Source organism: Hoeflea ulvae (assembly GCF_026619435.1).
Lineage (GTDB): Bacteria > Pseudomonadota > Alphaproteobacteria > Rhizobiales > Rhizobiaceae > Hoeflea > Hoeflea ulvae.
On record NZ_JAOVZQ010000001.1, the window covers coordinates 187,138 to 200,682 of the forward strand.

At 63.1% G+C, this 13,545-nt stretch carries 16 protein-coding genes; 9 read left to right on the plus strand and 7 right to left on the minus strand.

Annotated features, from left to right (window positions below):
• From OEG82_RS00920 to rlmH, 3 genes are all read left to right on the plus strand, one after another.
• Complete coding sequence (locus tag OEG82_RS00920; protein ID WP_267614808.1) at positions 1-606, plus strand: nicotinate-nucleotide adenylyltransferase; 606 nt, start codon at positions 1-3, stop codon at positions 604-606.
• A 46-nt stretch (positions 607-652) separates the two neighbouring features.
• Complete coding sequence (rsfS, locus tag OEG82_RS00925; protein ID WP_425497500.1) at positions 653-1,117, plus strand: ribosome silencing factor; 465 nt, start codon at positions 653-655, stop codon at positions 1,115-1,117.
• A 196-nt stretch (positions 1,118-1,313) separates the two neighbouring features.
• Positions 1,314-1,796, plus strand: a complete 483-nt coding sequence (rlmH, locus tag OEG82_RS00930) for a 23S rRNA (pseudouridine(1915)-N(3))-methyltransferase RlmH (RefSeq protein WP_267610586.1) — start codon at positions 1,314-1,316, stop codon at positions 1,794-1,796.
• A 238-nt stretch (positions 1,797-2,034) separates the two neighbouring features.
• Here rlmH and OEG82_RS00935 read toward each other — a convergent pair whose 3' ends face one another.
• The gene (locus OEG82_RS00935; RefSeq protein ID WP_267610587.1) at positions 2,035-2,298 is read right to left on the minus strand and encodes a hypothetical protein; all 264 of its coding nucleotides are present in this window, start codon (positions 2,296-2,298) and stop codon (positions 2,035-2,037) included.
• A gap of 16 nt (positions 2,299-2,314) precedes the next feature.
• Between OEG82_RS00935 and OEG82_RS00940 the strand changes: the two genes are divergently transcribed.
• From OEG82_RS00940 to OEG82_RS00965, 6 genes are all read left to right on the plus strand, one after another.
• Complete coding sequence (locus OEG82_RS00940) at positions 2,315-3,361, plus strand: murein hydrolase activator EnvC family protein (RefSeq protein ID WP_267610588.1); 1,047 nt, start codon at positions 2,315-2,317, stop codon at positions 3,359-3,361.
• On the plus strand, positions 3,351-4,673 hold the full coding sequence (locus tag OEG82_RS00945) for a S41 family peptidase (protein ID WP_267610589.1): 1,323 nt from the start codon (positions 3,351-3,353) through the stop codon (positions 4,671-4,673). The genes OEG82_RS00940 and OEG82_RS00945 overlap by 11 nt, the downstream gene beginning before the upstream one ends.
• Before the next feature lie 98 nt (positions 4,674-4,771).
• The gene (locus OEG82_RS00950) at positions 4,772-6,007 is read left to right on the plus strand and encodes a divergent polysaccharide deacetylase family protein (RefSeq protein WP_267610590.1); all 1,236 of its coding nucleotides are present in this window, start codon (positions 4,772-4,774) and stop codon (positions 6,005-6,007) included.
• Positions 6,008-6,017: 10 nt separating this feature from the next.
• A complete protein-coding gene (locus OEG82_RS00955; protein WP_267610591.1) occupies positions 6,018-6,554 on the plus strand; it encodes an RNA pyrophosphohydrolase in 537 nt (178 codons plus the stop codon).
• Positions 6,551-7,258 carry an aspartate/glutamate racemase family protein gene (locus OEG82_RS00960; RefSeq protein WP_267610592.1) on the plus strand — a complete coding sequence of 236 codons (708 nt, stop codon included), beginning with the start codon at positions 6,551-6,553 and terminating at the stop codon, positions 7,256-7,258. The genes OEG82_RS00955 and OEG82_RS00960 overlap by 4 nt, the downstream gene beginning before the upstream one ends.
• Positions 7,251-7,784 (plus strand): GNAT family N-acetyltransferase, encoded by a 534-nt coding sequence (locus OEG82_RS00965; RefSeq protein WP_267610593.1) that lies wholly within the window; start codon positions 7,251-7,253, stop codon positions 7,782-7,784. Before OEG82_RS00960 ends, OEG82_RS00965 begins: the two co-directional genes overlap by 8 nt.
• An 82-nt stretch (positions 7,785-7,866) precedes the next feature.
• On the opposite strand, the gene OEG82_RS00970 is transcribed toward OEG82_RS00965, so the two are convergent.
• The 6 genes from OEG82_RS00970 to OEG82_RS00995 form a co-directional block, all read right to left on the minus strand.
• Positions 7,867-8,265 (minus strand): F0F1 ATP synthase subunit epsilon, encoded by a 399-nt coding sequence (locus tag OEG82_RS00970; RefSeq protein WP_267610594.1) that lies wholly within the window; start codon positions 8,263-8,265, stop codon positions 7,867-7,869.
• Positions 8,266-8,343: 78 nt separating this feature from the next.
• Entirely contained in the window at positions 8,344-9,885 is a 1,542-nt protein-coding gene (gene atpD, locus OEG82_RS00975) for a F0F1 ATP synthase subunit beta (protein ID WP_267610595.1), read from the minus strand.
• 24 nt (positions 9,886-9,909) lie between these two features.
• A complete protein-coding gene (locus OEG82_RS00980; RefSeq protein WP_267610596.1) occupies positions 9,910-10,788 on the minus strand; it encodes a F0F1 ATP synthase subunit gamma in 879 nt (292 codons plus the stop codon).
• A gap of 27 nt (positions 10,789-10,815) precedes the next feature.
• Complete coding sequence (gene atpA, locus OEG82_RS00985; protein ID WP_267610597.1) at positions 10,816-12,345, minus strand: F0F1 ATP synthase subunit alpha; 1,530 nt, start codon at positions 12,343-12,345, stop codon at positions 10,816-10,818.
• On the minus strand, positions 12,345-12,905 hold the full coding sequence (locus OEG82_RS00990; RefSeq protein WP_324288918.1) for a F0F1 ATP synthase subunit delta: 561 nt from the start codon (positions 12,903-12,905) through the stop codon (positions 12,345-12,347). The genes atpA and OEG82_RS00990 overlap by 1 nt, the downstream gene beginning before the upstream one ends.
• Positions 12,906-13,153: 248 nt before the next feature.
• Positions 13,154-13,543: an AGROH133_08824 family phage infection protein gene (locus OEG82_RS00995; RefSeq protein WP_267610598.1), complete on the minus strand. Its 390-nt coding sequence runs from the start codon at positions 13,541-13,543 to the stop codon at positions 13,154-13,156.
• Positions 13,544-13,545: the final 2 nt, after the last annotated feature.

Sequence of the window (13,545 nt, forward strand, 5' to 3'; positions counted from 1 at the left end):
ATGCCCTATGTCGAGAAGGGCATGACCGTCGGCCTGTTCGGCGGCTCCTTCAACCCGCCGCATCAGGGCCACGAACTGGTGGCCGAGATCGCCCTGCGCCGGATGGATCTTGCCCAGCTGTGGTGGATGGTGACGCCGGGCAATCCGCTCAAGAGCCACAAGGAACTGGCAAGCCTGGAAGACCGCGTGGCCATGAGCCGGGCCATCGCTCCCGGCCCCAGGGTCAAGGTGACCGCCTTTGAAGCCGCCCACAACCTGCATTACACCGCCCAGACGCTGGCTTTCGTCAAGGCGCGCAATCCCGGCGTCCGCTTTGTCTGGATCATGGGTGCCGACAATCTCAAGCATTTCCATCACTGGCAGAACTGGCGCGGCATCGCCGAAACCTTCCCCATCGCGGTAATCGACCGGCCCGGATCGACGTTGGCCTATCTGTCGTCGAAAATGGCCAAGACCTACCAGCACGCCCGTGTCGATGAAGACGATGCGGCCGTTCTGCCGTTCCTCAGGGCGCCGGCCTGGACCTTCATTCATGGTCCGCGCTCGTCGCTGTCCTCGAGCGCCATCCGCAGCGAGCAGGGCAACAAACAGGGCCCCACATCTTGAAAAACGCCGCTGACAATGACTATCTTGAGGGTGCGTCGCGGCCGCGTTGAAGGTTGCGGCGGTTGTTGGACTGTTCAGGACAAGGAAAGGAACCACTCTGAGAACAGAACACGCGAAGGGAAACGCCGAAGGCGATTTCTCACAAGCGACGGGAAGTGGCGAACGAGCCGCTTTGCGCCAGCTTCAGCTGGTCCGCGACATTCTGGCGGACTCCAAGGCAGAAGATATCGTAGCCATCGACATCGCGGGCAAATCGGCGCTGGGCGACCACATGGTCGTGGCATCGGGCCGGTCGAACCGCCATGTGGCATCGATCTGCGATCGCCTGATCACCGAACTCAAGACTGCCGGTTTCGGCAATCCGCGGGTCGAGGGTCTTTCGACCGGAGACTGGGTGCTGATCGACGCCAACGATGTCATAATCCATGTTTTCCGGCCCGAAATCCGGGAGTTCTACAATCTCGAAAAGATGTGGCAGACTCCGGAACTGGCGGACGAGAAACTGCACTGACCGGCGCGCTCTGAGCGGTCTCGCCCAGCCTTCGGGCGGCAACCGATAGAGCGCGGGATCCGTTTACAGTGCCCTTGCACCCTGCAGATGTCCCCGGGCGTGACCGGTTCGGGGCAAAAGCCCTCTTTGCCCTTGCCCGTCGGCGGCGATCCGGCCTTCGCCGCGCAAGGGCCGCACAATCTGGAACACGGCCACAATGCGCATAACCCTGTTTGCCGTGGGGCGGCTCAAGGCCGGACCCGAGAACGAGCTTTCCAGCCGCTATCTCGACCGCTTCGCCAAGGCCGGCAGCGCGCTCGGTCTGGATTTCGCCCGCACCATCGAAGTGGCCGAAAGCCGCGCGTCCACACCCGATCTGCGCAAGAAGGAAGAGGCTGCCCAGCTTGCCCGCGCCATTCCCGACGGCGCGGCGCTGATCCTGCTCGATGAGCGCGGCAAGACACCGGATTCGCCGGGATTTGCCGATCTGCTGGCCCGGCTGCGCGATGATGGCCGCCGCGACCTGGTGCTGGCGATCGGTGGCGCCGATGGTCTGGACCCGGAGCTGATGGCAAAGGCCGACGCGGTGATCTCCTTCGGCCGCATGACCTGGCCGCACCAGCTGGTGCGGATCATGGCCGCCGAACAGCTTTACCGCGCCGTCACCATCCTGGCCGGTCATCCCTATCACCGGTCCTGACGCCCCGGTTCAAGTCACATGGCCGTTCTGCCGGGCCACGGCGGCCCGGGCTCGCAAAGAATTGATCGCTCCGGCAATATGGTTCATGGAGCATTAACGCCGGTCTCGTTAGGGTGAGCCTATGTCGAGTTTCCGATATGAACGGACTGTGCCCGGATCCCTCCGGGCCGCTGCCGGGCGTGCATCCCTGAACCGGGCTGCGCCGGGCTCACCCGCCCTTGCCCTCTGTGCGCTGGCCCTATTCGGTCTGGCCCTTGCCGGCCCTGCGCAGGCCACCGATCCGACCGAACTTGATTCCACCACCATTGCCAGCGAACTGGAGCAGCAGGAGCAGACCAACCGGGTCGAACTGCAGTCGGTCGCCGACCAGGCCGCATTGGCAACAAAGGCGCTGGCCGCGCTTGAAACCGATGTCGCCGCCCTGCGCGCCGACCAGCAGGCGCTCGATCAGCAGATCGCCGAAACCGCCTCGCGCCGCGCCATGCTGGACGAGCGAGATCACTTCCGGCGAACAGGCCTTGACCGGGCTTTCCGAACGCCAGGCATCGGTGCGGCTGTCGCTGGTATCGCGCCGCGCGGTGCTTGCCGAAGTTCTTGCCGCCCTGCAGCGGATCGGCCGCGACCCGCCGCCGGCGCTGCTGGTTAGCCCCGAAGACGCGCTGTCCTCGGTGCGCAGCGCTATTCTGCTCGGTGCCGTGGTGCCGGAAATCCGCGCCGAGACCGAAGCGCTTGCCGGGGATTTGCAGGAACTGGCGGCCCTGCGGCAATCCATCGCGCTGGAGCGGCAATCGCTGGCAAAGGCGCTTGAGGACAATGCCGCCGAAGAACTGCGCCTCGCCAATCTGGCCTCGGAAAAGACCGCCCTGCTGGCCGAAAGCCAGCGGCGGATCGAGATCGAGCGCCAGCGCGCCGAAGCCCTCTCCGAGCGCTCGAGCGAACTCGAAGCCGTGATTGCCAGCCTGGCCGACGAGATCACCACGCTGAAGCAGGCCGCCGATGCGGCCCGGCTGGCCGAGGAAGAGCGCCAGCGCCAGTTGGCCGAGCGGCTCGAGCGGGCGCGCGCCTTCGCCGCAGTGGCAGTGCCCGACAAAAACCGCATTATGCCGGCATATGCATTCTCGAAATTGCCCGGAACGCTGGCCCATCCCGCGGCCGGCGAGACCATCGGCCGGTTTGGCGCCGATGACGGCACCGGGCACGGATTGACGGGCGAGGTTCTGGCCACCGAGAAAGGCGCGACTGTTTACGCACCCGCCGATGGCTGGGTTGCCTATGCCGGGCCATTTCGCAATTATGGCCAGATCGTCATTCTGGACACCGGAGACAATCACCATGTGGTTCTCGCCGGCATGGAAGAAATCGAGGTCCCGGCCGGAAGGTTTGTGGTTTCCGGCGAGCCCCTGGCGAAAATGGGGGAGACGAGATTTGCCGGTTCTGCAGCTTTGACGCTGGCATCGGAGCGCCCTACGCTCTACATTGAGATAAGAAAAGACGGTCAACCAGTCGATCCGCGCCCTTGGTGGAAAGACGAGATGTCTTCGAGAAAGGCAAGCAATGATACGTAAGGTCACACTATTGGCTGTCGGCGCCCTGATGGGTGCAACGGCTGTCAGCGCAATCAACTCCTATGGCGGCTCGGCTGAAGCGGCGGGTTCGGCTACCTACCGGCAGCTCGCGATCTTCGGCAATGTGTTCGAACGCGTCCGCGCGCAATATGTTACCCCGCCGGAAGAAGACAAGCTGATCGAAAACGCCATCAACGGAATGCTGTCCTCGCTCGATCCGCATTCGAGCTATCTCAACCAGGATGCTGCCGATGACATGCGTACCCAGACCCGCGGCGAATTCGGCGGGCTCGGGATCGAAGTCACCATGGAAGACGAGCTGGTCAAGGTGATCACGCCGATCGACGACACGCCCGCTGCACGCGCCGGCGTTCTCGCCGGTGACTTCATCTCCGAAATCGACGGCGAAGCCGTTCGCGGCCTGTCGCTCGGCGAGGCAGTCGACAAGATGCGCGGCCCGGTCAACACCTCGATCGAGCTGACGGTGCTGCGCGAAGGCGCCGACATGCCGATCAAGATCAAGGTCGTGCGCGACATCATCGCGGTCAAGGCCGTGCGCTATCGCGCCGAGGAGGATGTCGGCTATCTGCGGGTGATTTCCTTCACCGAGAAGACCTATGACGACCTTTCCGACGCGATCGAGAAGATCACCGAGGAAATCGGCTCCGACAAGCTCAAGGGCTTCGTGCTCGATCTCCGGCTCAATCCGGGCGGTCTGCTCGACCAGGCAATCAGCGTTTCCGACGCCTTCCTCGATCGCGGCGAAATCGTCTCGACCCGCGGCCGCAATCCGGAAGAAACCCGCCGCTTCAATTCGCGCCCGGGTGATCTGACCGGCGGCAAGCCGGTGATCGTGCTGATCAATGGCGGCTCCGCCTCGGCCTCCGAGATTGTTGCCGGCGCCTTGCAGGATCATCGCCGTGCAACCGTTCTGGGCACCACCTCGTTCGGCAAGGGCTCGGTGCAGACCATCATCCCGCTCGACGCCAAGACCGCGCTGCGGCTGACCACGGCGCTTTACTACACGCCCTCAGGCACCTCGATCCAGGGCACCGGCATCAAGCCGGACATCCGTGTCGAGGAACCCGTGCCCGAGGAACTGCGCGGCCGCGTCAAGCCATCCGGCGAGAGCGAACTGCGCGGTCATATCCAGGGCGAGAACGAGGACGAAAAGGGCTCCGGCTCGATCGCCTATGTGCCGCCGGATCCGAAGGACGACGTCCAGCTCGGCTATGCGCTGGATCTGCTGCGCGGCGTCAAGACCGATGCGGCCTTCCCGCCAAGCCCTGAAGAGGCTGCGGTCAAGAACTGACCTGACACTGTCCCGCCGCCCCGCTTGCGCCGCTCCGGCTTGCAAGCGGGGCGGCGGACTGATTCAATCAGGCCGCATCGGGACGGGGACCGAAAAACGTGGGCGACAATATCCATCAACCGCTGGGTCAGAACCGCAAGCTCGCCAGGCTGCCGGCAGGCAGGCCCCGACGCGCCTGGACGCGGCCCCTGCTGTCGGTGGCGGCCCTGTGCCTGGTCATCGGCGGCGCGGCCTGGATGTCGCTCTCCGGATCGGGCATCGGCGTTGGTGAGCCCACTCTGGTTGCCACGCAGGCCAAACCGGAACCCGCAACCCCCGATCCGTCTGTCGATATCGCATCGGGTGAGGCGGGCAGTGCGGCAGACACCCCCGCCGTGGATGAGTCGCTGAGCCATCTGTCTGGCCAGTCCGGCGCCGATATCGCCATCACTCTTGATGATGACGGCGAGGAAATTCACAAGATCAGCCCGGTACAGCGCCCCGACAACCGCCCTGTGCTGCTCAAGGCGCCCGGCCAGGTTGGCCAGAACCCGCGCCTGGCACACCTTCCCGACCCCGCGGTGATCGAGACCACCGCCGAAGGCAAGCTGCCGGTGCGCGGTCCCGATGGCGAGCGCGCCTTCGACGTCTATGCCCGGCCCTGGTCAGGAACCCGCGGCACCCGCGTCGTCATCATCGTCGGCGGCCTTGGTCTCAGCCAGACCGGCACCCAATATGCGATCAAGACGCTGCCCGAGGAAATCACCCTGGCCTTCGCCTCCAACGGCAACAGCCTGCAGCGCTGGATGCAGGAGGCGCGGCGCGCCGGCCACGAGATCCTGCTGCAGGTTCCCTTCGAGCCGATTGACTATCCCGCCAATGACCCCGGCGCCGGTACGCTGACGGTCGAGGCCGGCGCCGAGGCCAATCTGGCCGATCTGCACCGGGCCATGGCCCGCACCACCAATTACACCGGCATCACCAATTTCATGGGCGGGCGGTTTCTCGCCGATGCCGACGCGCTGGAGCCGATCATGCGCGACATCGCCGCGCGCGGCATCATGTTTGTCGATGACGGCACCTCGGCACGCTCGCTGACCGATCAATTCGCCAAAACCCTCGGCATTCCTTTCGCGGCATCTGACATGGTACTCGACGCGACCCAGGAGCGCGGCTACATTCTATCCAGGCTTGACGATCTGGAACGGACCGCCCGGCGCAATGGAACCGCCATCGGCGTGGCCTCCGCCTTTGACGTCAGCGTCGACGCCATTGCCATCTGGGCAGAGGAAGCCCGGGCACGCGGCATCGAGATCGTATCGGCCTCCGCAGCGGCGGACGACCCGGAAAGATAAGCAGGAAACGATGAGCAAGAAACAGACCGTTCGCCCCGGGGCCGAAGATCTTCCCTATCGCCTCTGCGCCGGCATCATGGTGCTCAATCCGCAGGGGCTGGTCTGGGCCGGCCGCCGCATCTCCGAGGGCAACACCGAATATGATGGCTCGCCGCAGCTCTGGCAGATGCCCCAGGGCGGCATCGACGCCGACGAGGACCCCTACAAGGCAGCGCTGCGCGAACTCCACGAGGAGACCGGCATACGCTCCGCCCAGCTGCTTGCCGAGGCGCCCGACTGGATTGACTATGACCTGCCCGAGCACATGATCGGGATCGGCCTGAAGGGCAAATATCGCGGCCAGCGGCAGCGCTGGTTTGCCATGCGCTTTACCGGCGATGAATCCGAGATCCAGATCAACCCGCCGCCGGCCGGCAACCAGCCCGAATTCGATGCCTGGGAATGGAAGCCGATGCAGGATCTGCCCGGCCTGATTGTGCCGTTCAAGCGCAAGGCCTATGATCAGGTGGTCGCAGCTTTCTCACACCTTGCCGGGAGCCAGGCATGAAACTGATTGGCCTGCTGGGCGGAGTGGGCTGGAAAACCACGGCAACCTACTACCGGATGCTCAACGAACGCATGCAGAAGGAATTCGGTGCCCCGCACACGGCGCGGGTGCTGCTGCATTCTGCCAGCAGCAGCGCCATCATCAGCAGCCGCGAAGAGGGTGACCGGGTCAGGCAGGCCGCAGTTCATGCCGAGGCCGCACTCAGCCTCAAGGATGGCGGTGCCGATTTCATCGTCATTGCCTCCAATGCCATACATGAATTTGCCGATCACATCGCCAAGGCCTCCGGCCTCGACCTGTTGCACATAGCTGATGCCACCGGCGCCGCGATCAAGCGCGACGGCTTTCGCAATGTGGCGTTGCTCGGCACCCGCGCCACCATGGAAGCAGATTTCTACCAGGAGCGGCTGGGCAAGACCTATGGCGTCAGCGTGACCACGCCCGACCAGGCCGAGCGGGCCGAGGTGGACCGGATCATTTTCGAAGAACTGGGTCACGGCGTCATGAGCAGCGGCTCGCGCATGTACCTCGCCGGCCTGATCAGCGCCATGTGCAAGCGCGGCGCCGAGGCCGTGGTGCTCGGCTGTTCCGAACTCACCTCGCTGGTTCCCACCGACAGCGGCATGCCGCATGTCTACGACACCACCCGGCTGCACGCCGCGTCCGCGGTGCAGCGCGCATTGGGAAACAAGCTCCATGTCTGACCGCAATGGCATCGCTGCCAGAACCAGCTACCGCGAAAGCGGCCCTGCCGATCTTGCAGCCATCCAGGCGCTCGAATCCATCGTCTATGCCAATGCCGCCGCCGGTCTCTCGGCCGGGCTGATAAACGGCCAGGATGAGACATTGTCCTGTGTCGCCGAACTCGACGGCCAGATCATCGGCCATATCCTGATGGTTGAGGTCACAGGTCCAGATCGCGCTTTGGCGCTCGCGCCGCATGCGATCCTGCCAGCCTGGCGCGACATGCAGATCGGCACCGAACTGGTCCGCTTCGCACTCGACCTCGCGCGCCGGCGCGATTGGCACTCGGTCTTCGTATTCGGCCAGCCGGATTATTTCTGCCGCTTCGGTTTCCGCTCGGACACCGCCGACTGCGCCGAAACTCCTGCTCAGGGATCGCGGTTCCTGGCTCTGGAACTGCGGCAGGCCGCACTTGCCGGCTGGTCCGGGCGGCTGGACTACCCACAGGCCTTTGTCGAACTGGCGGTCATGCCCAGGCGGCAGTGACGCGGCTGCAAGGTTGAGCGCCGGCCACGAAAAAGGCGGCCCGAGAGCCGCCTGATCAATTCCGCAAAACCATGTCGAAGGCTCAGATCGCCGCTTCCAGCGTGGTCAGGTGATCGAGATATTCCTGCGCCTTCTGCTTGACGGCATCGGTGGATGCATCCGCCACGTCTTCGCGTGCATCCTGAAGCCGCTGGGCAAGGTCGCTACGGTCGATATCACCCACTGCCACAGCCGATTCGGCGAGCAATGTGCAGCCCTCGGGCACGATATCGGCAAATCCGCCGAACACGACGAAACGTTCGCTGTTGCCTTCGGCTGTCACCACGGTGACCACGCCCGGCTTGATCGTGGTCATGGTCGGTGCGTGATGCGCCATCACCGTCATTTCACCGTCGGTGCCGGGAATGACGACTTCGGTCGCGGTTGCCGAGAAAAGCAGCCGTTCCGGGGATACGAGTTCAAAATTGAAGCTGTCAGCCATGACGTTCACTTTATCGCAGTGCTGTTCGGGTGCACCGCGCAACCCGGCCGGAGCCGGATTGCGCGGGCAATTTCAGGTTCAGGCTACTTCAGCGGCGAGGCGCTGGGCCTTTTCAACGGCTTCTTCGATGGTTCCGACCATGTAAAAGGCAGGCTCGGGAAGGTGATCGTAATCGCCGTTCACCAGGCCCTTGAAGCCCTTGATGGTGTCGGCCAGATCGACCAGCTTGCCGGGCGCGCCGGTGAACACTTCAGCCACGAAGAACGGCTGCGACAGGAAGCGCTCGACCTTGCGGGCGCGGGCCACGGTGACCTTGTCCTCTTCCGACAGCTCGTCCATGCCGAGAATGGCGATGATGTCCTGAAGCGACTTGTAGCGCTGCAGGATTTCCTGAACCGCACGGGCCACTTCGTAGTGCTCGTCACCGATGATCAACGGATCGAGCATGCGCGAGTTGGAATCGAGCGGATCCACAGCCGGGTAAATGCCCTTTTCGGCGATCGACCGGTTCAACACGGTGGTCGCATCAAGGTGGGCAAAGGTCGAGGCAGGCGCCGGGTCGGTCAAGTCATCGGCCGGCACGTAAACGGCCTGCACGGAGGTGATCGAGCCCTTGTTGGTGGTGGTGATGCGTTCCTGCATCGCACCCATGTCGGTGCTCAGCGTCGGCTGATAGCCCACAGCGGAAGGAATACGGCCCAGCAGCGCCGACATTTCCGAACCCGCCTGGGTAAAGCGGAAGATGTTGTCGACGAAGAACAGCACGTCCTGGCCATCGTCGCGGAACTGTTCCGCAATGGTCAGACCGGTCAGGGCGACGCGGGCACGTGCGCCTGGAGGCTCGTTCATCTGGCCGAACACGAGGGCGCATTTGGAGCCTTCGCCGCCGCCTTCCTTGTTCACGCCGGATTCGATCATCTCGTGATAGAGATCGTTGCCTTCGCGGGTACGTTCGCCAACACCGGCAAACACCGAGTAACCGCCATGCGCTTTCGCGATGTTGTTGATCAGTTCCTGGATCAGAACGGTCTTGCCGACGCCGGCGCCGCCGAACAGGCCGATCTTGCCGCCACGGGCGTAAGGGGCGAGCAGGTCGACCACCTTGATGCCGGTGACGAGAATTTCGGCTTCCGTCGACTGTTCGGAGAATTCGGGAGCGTCCTGGTGGATGCCGCGGCGGACCTGGGTCTTGACCGGGCCTGCTTCGTCAACCGGCTCGCCGATCACGTTGAGAATGCGTCCGAGCGTCTCGACGCCGACCGGAACCGAAATCGGCTCGCCGGTGTCGACCACTTCCTGGCCGCGAACCAGACCTTCGGTCGAGTCCATGGCGATGGTGCGAACGGCGTTTTCACCCAGATGCTGCGCAACTTCGAGCACCAGGCGGTTGCCCACATTGGTGGTTTCGAGCGCGTTCAGGATCGCCGGCAATGTGCCTTCGTCGAACGTGACGTCCACAACAGCGCCGATCACCTGGGTGATGCGGCCGGTCGCGCCGGCTTTCACCGCTGCGGTTGCAGTTGTGCTCGCCTTTGGTGCGCGCGCTGCTGCGGGCTTCTTGACCGCTGCGGGTTTTTTCGCCGCTGCGGGCTTGGTTGCCGGGGTAGCTGCCTTAGCCATGTATCTTACCCTCTTCCGTGTACCTTAGAGCGCTTCCGCGCCCGAAATGATTTCAATGAGTTCCTTGGTGATCTGGGCCTGCCGCTGGCGGTTGTAGCTCATCGACAACTTGTCGATCATCTCGCCAGCATTGCGGGTTGCGTTGTCCATGGCGGACATTTTCGCGCCCATTTCACCTGCAACGTTTTCGAGCAGCGCCCTGAAGATCTGCACCTTGATCGAGCGCGGCAACAGATCCTCGAGGATTTCCTCTGCACCCGGCTCGTAGTCGTAGATCGCCGAGGCGCTTGCGTCGGCGCTCACGGCTCCGGTGGTTGCCGGGATCAGCTGCTGCCCGGTCGGGACCTGGCTGATGACCGACTTGAACTCCGAATAGTACAGAGTGCAAACGTCGAAGCCGCCCTTTTCGAACAGATCCATGACCTTGCCCGCGACCAGTTCGGCCTGGGCAAAGCTCATCTGCTTGACGTCGCGGAAATCCACGCGCTCGATGATCAGAGCCGAATATTCGCGGCGAAGGATGTCGTAGCCCTTCTTGCCGACGCAGAGGATCTTGACGGTCTTGCCGTCAGCCAGCAGGCGGCGAACCTGATCGCGGGCATAGCGGGCGATCTGGCTGTTGAAGCCGCCGCACATGCCGCGTTCAGCGGTGCAGACGACGAGCAGATGCACATCGTCCTTGCCGGTGCCGGTCATCAGACGCGGCGCCTCGTCACCACCACCCACAGCTTCGGCGATGTTGGACATCACCGCTGCCATGCGTTGCGAATAGGGCCGTGCGGCCTCGGCCGCCTCCTGCGCACGCCGAAGCTTCGCCGCGGCGACCATCTGCATCGCCTTGGTGATCTTCTGCGTCGCCTTGACGGAGGCGATCCGGTTTTTCAGATCCTTGAGTGAAGGCATCCGTTATCCGTCCTCGGTCTTATGCCGTTAAGCAAAGGTTTTTGCGTAAGTGTCGACTGCGGCCTTCAGATTCGACTTGGTGTCGTCGCTGAGGGCCTTTTCCTTGCGGATGGTCTCGAGCACATCTTTGCCTTCGCTGCGCATGTAACCCAGCAGGCCCTGTTCGAACCTGCCGACCTGCTTGACGTCGACCTTGTCGAGATAGCCGTTCACGCCGGCAAAGATCACCGCAACCTGTTCTTCCGTCTTGAGCGGCGAGAACTGGGGCTGCTTGAGCAGCTCGGTCAGGCGCGCACCACGGTTGAGCAGACGCTGCGTCGCGGCATCGAGATCGGAACCGAACTGCGCAAAGGCCGCCATTTCGCGGTACTGCGCAAGCTCGCCCTTGATCGATCCGGCAACCTGCTTCATCGCCTTGACCTGTGCGGCCGATCCCACGCGGGACACCGACAGACCGACGTTCACGGCAGGGCGGATACCCTGGAAGAACAGTTCGGTTTCAAGGAAGATCTGGCCATCGGTGATCGAGATCACGTTGGTCGGAATATAGGCTGACACGTCGTTGGCCTGGGTTTCGATCACCGGCAGAGCCGTCAGCGAACCGCTGCCATTGGCTTCATTGAGCTTGGCGGCGCGCTCGAGCAGGCGCGAGTGAAGATAGAACACGTCGCCGGGATAGGCTTCGCGACCGGGCGGACGGCGAAGCAGCAGCGACATCTGGCGATAGGCAACGGCCTGCTTGGACAGATCGTCATAGGCGATCAGGGCATGCTTGCCGTTGTCGCGGAAATATTCGCCCATTGCGCAACCGGCAAACGGTGCGATGAACTGCAGCGGTGCGGCGTCGGATGCGGTCGCGGCGATCACGATCGAATACTTCATCGCGCCGCGGTCTTCGAGGACCTTGACGAACTGGGCAACCGTCGAGCGCTTCTGGCCGACCGCAACATAGATGCAGTAGAGCTTTTCAGCGTCGGGGCCGTTCTCGTGAATGGCCTTCTGGTTGAGGATCGTGTCGAGAATGATCGCGGTCTTGCCGGTCTGACGGTCACCGATGATCAGCTCGCGCTGGCCACGGCCGACCGGGATCAGCGCATCGATGGCCTTGAGGCCGGTTGCCATCGGCTCATGCACCGATTTGCGCGGCATGATGCCGGGGGCCTTGACGTCGACGCGGGCGCGCAGCTTGCTCTTGATCGGACCCTTGCCGTCAATCGGATTGCCGAGCGCGTCAACGACGCGGCCGAGCAGTTCCGGACCAACCGGCACGTCGACGATGGCGCCGGTCCGCTTGACGATGTCGCCTTCCTTGATGTCCCGGTCGGAACCGAAGATCACGACGCCGACATTGTCGGCTTCCAGGTTGAGCGCCATGCCGCGAATTCCACCGGGGAATTCGACCATTTCACCGGCCTGGACATTGTCCAGACCGTAAACGCGGGCGATACCGTCACCGACGGACAGGACCTGACCGACTTCGGAGACTTCGGCTTCCTTGCCGAAATTCTTGATCTGGTCTTTGAGAATTGCGGAAATTTCCGCGGCGCGGATGTCCATCAGCCAACCTCTTTCAGTGTATGCTTAAGGGTGGAAAGTTTAGTGCGAAGCGATGTGTCAACCTGGCGTGAGCCAACCTTGACGATCAGACCGCCAAGCAGCGACGCATCGACTGTGACGTCAAGCGTCACGGTTTTCCCGGTCACGCTGGAAAGCGTGGCCTTGAGTTCTTGTTCCTGTTCCGGCGACAGCGCATGGGCGGTCGTCACATCGGCGGTGACCTCGCCGCGGTCACGGGCGACAGCCTCGTGATAGGCGCGGATCATCATCGGAACGGCAAAGAGCCGGCGGTTGCTGGCAACGACCTTGAGGAAGTTGCCGACCAGGCCGGTAATGCCCGCCTTTTCAATCAGTGCAATGATCGAACGGGACTGGTCTTCAGCCGAAAAGACCGGGCTGTCGACCAGACGCTGCAAATCGGTGCTGCCGTCGATCATGACCTTGAAACGGTCGAGATCCTTGGCCACTGCATCAACCGAATTGGCTTCAACTGCCAGCTCATAAAGCGAGGAGGCATAGCGTTCGGCGACACCAGAAATATGATGGGAGTTATCTGCCACGGGCGGGATTGTCTCTCATTGGCATCCAAGAGCCTGCACTCGACCGGAATCCGGAAAGGCAAGCCTTTGATTTTGTTTCGGTAAATTTCGGGACCCCCAAGCTCGAAAACTTGTTTTTCCCGAAATGCGCGGTCCGTCTAGCATAGAGCGCGGGGAGTCGCAACACGCCGGAGGCAGCATATGACACCTGCTTTAGCATGACATGCCCCGATCTCGCGGTTTGAGCAAGCGGCAAAACACGATAGCGCTCAGAGCCAGCCCAGTCCATAAAGCAGTGGCGCAGCCGCCAGAACGATCTCGATGACCACCGAGACCAGATTGTAGGGGGTCACGCCCCGGTCCGACAGCATCGAGATGATTCGCCCGAATGCGGTGAACGCCCAGCCCGCTCCCAGCGTCAGATAGATCAGCGGCTGGGCGAACAGCAGCGCGCAGATGCCCACGCCAAGGTAGAATCCGGCCATGGTGGCGCGCGATTCCGACACCGCTTCGGGATGGTCCGGCGCGGTCTGCAGCCGCAGGATCCTGAGCGACAGCCGCGGCGCAAACAGCAGCAGCAGGCCGAACCCGACGGTCGCCAGGGCCGAACTCCAGGCCAGCCATTCGCCCTGTGTTGTCGGCCAGTAAAACTCGATCATTG